General features: G+C 41.7%; 1 pseudogene. It reads right to left on the bottom strand.

The features are described 5' to 3' along the window. Positions 1 to 416: 416 nt before the first annotated feature. A pseudogene (locus ABLA85_RS18640) lies at positions 417 to 1,403 on the bottom strand (IS110 family transposase). Between the last annotated feature and the right edge of the window lie 303 nt (positions 1,404 to 1,706).

The raw sequence follows: 1,706 nt of genomic DNA, 5'->3' as shown, positions 1-1,706 counted from the left end.
CAGAACTCTTTTTCGAAAATCTAGACTGTAACCCATTTCACTTTATGCCTTGTCATTTTGGATTTGGATATTATGACATATTAGTATGATTCTGCTATATGGTTACCGATGTGGGTTGAGTAAATGGTGAACTCAAAACGTCAATCTATGGTCTCCCCCGTTTTTGCAACACCAATTTTGATACATTGTGGGCTTGCTTCAATCTATCCGGCGTCTCAATGAGCAAGTGTGCTCGCGCCTTAATGAGTTCTGCACCTGATGAATCTAACAACAGCCTCGGCTTCATTGAGCCATTGATGTTTACAGTTTTGCCATCAGGCAGATGGGCCATTTATGTCATCAATAATCAGTCTTCGCAAAACCAGATAAGTTACCGTTATTTTCTCAACTTATTGACATACTATAGTAAAAATTCATCACATTGATTCAAATACCGCTTTTTTAGTGATGAGCGCCCAAGCGATCCGCGCTAGCTTATTCGCCAGAGCACAAGCGACAATACAGGAATGCTTTCGTGTTAATTGATTTTTGACCCATTCAGCCAGTTTCTGTATATAAACCCGGGCGCACTGAACCAGCAATTTTCTGAGTTGTTTATTGCCGCGTTTACTTATTCCTAAAAGGGTATTATGCCCTCCGGTACTATACTGTCTCGGAACTAATCCTGTAGAGGCAGCAAATTCTCGACTGTGAGCATATTGCCTTCCATCGCCTAGTCATGAAGCCAGCAGACTTGCTGTGACAGGGCCGACGGATGGGATAGTCAGTAACCGCTGGGCCCCTTCATCCTGTTTGAGAGTTGAATCAATTTCTTTTTCAATTTCATTGAGTTGTCCGACCAAATACAGATAATGAGCATGCAAACGTTGGAGTAGTTGTACCAGATAAGGAGGAAGGTCATGTTCAGTGATAACCTCAGATAACCGCTTAATCACTGCGAGGCCTTTCGGCATACTGATCCCAAATTCCAATAAGAAAGCATGCATCTGGTTGATCGTTTTCACTTTGTCATTGACCAGAGATTCCCGAACACGATGTAATGCCCTCATGCATTGTTGACCTTCCGTGCGAGGCTGAACAAATCGCATAGAAGGCCGGGAAGCGGCTTCACAAATGGCTTCAGCATCAATGAAATCATTTTTATTGCTTTTGACGAAAGGTCGAACGAACTGAGGCGAAATCAATTTAGTTTCGTGACCGAGTGCCGCTATTTTACGCGCCATAAAATGCGATCCCGGACAAGCCTCCATCACGACAGTTGCACAAGGAGTGACGCTCAGAAAGTCAATGAGCTTAGCCCGAGTCATTTTCTTACGATAAAGGGCTTTTCCATTTTGATCTTGGCAGTGTAGATGAAAGGTATGTTTACCCAAATCAATACCGATAAGTGTTGTGCTGTTCATGATGATGGCCTCTTCTAAAAGAAAATCACACTGTCAATTTACTGTAACAGGGTTGGGGAGACCATCTCATTACAGCCCCTAATGAACTCAATGAAAATGAGTTATTTTATATTCATCAGGGAAACTTTATTGCTGACAGAATGTTTTTTTAGTATCAGATGTCGGGAAATACCAACTTAACATTTATTAAGTTGGTATCTGTGGTGATTTATATATCTAAGTGTACGCGATGCTCGACTTTAACATCCTATAACATTGGCTTGTTGAAGCCAGTCGTGTTGACTTTTACCTTGTTTGAAATTG

The sequence above is a fragment of the Xenorhabdus sp. SGI246 genome, assembly GCF_040838225.1.
GTDB lineage: Bacteria > Pseudomonadota > Gammaproteobacteria > Enterobacterales > Enterobacteriaceae > Xenorhabdus > Xenorhabdus indica.
This window is presented reverse-complemented; position numbering and strand designations above follow the sequence as displayed.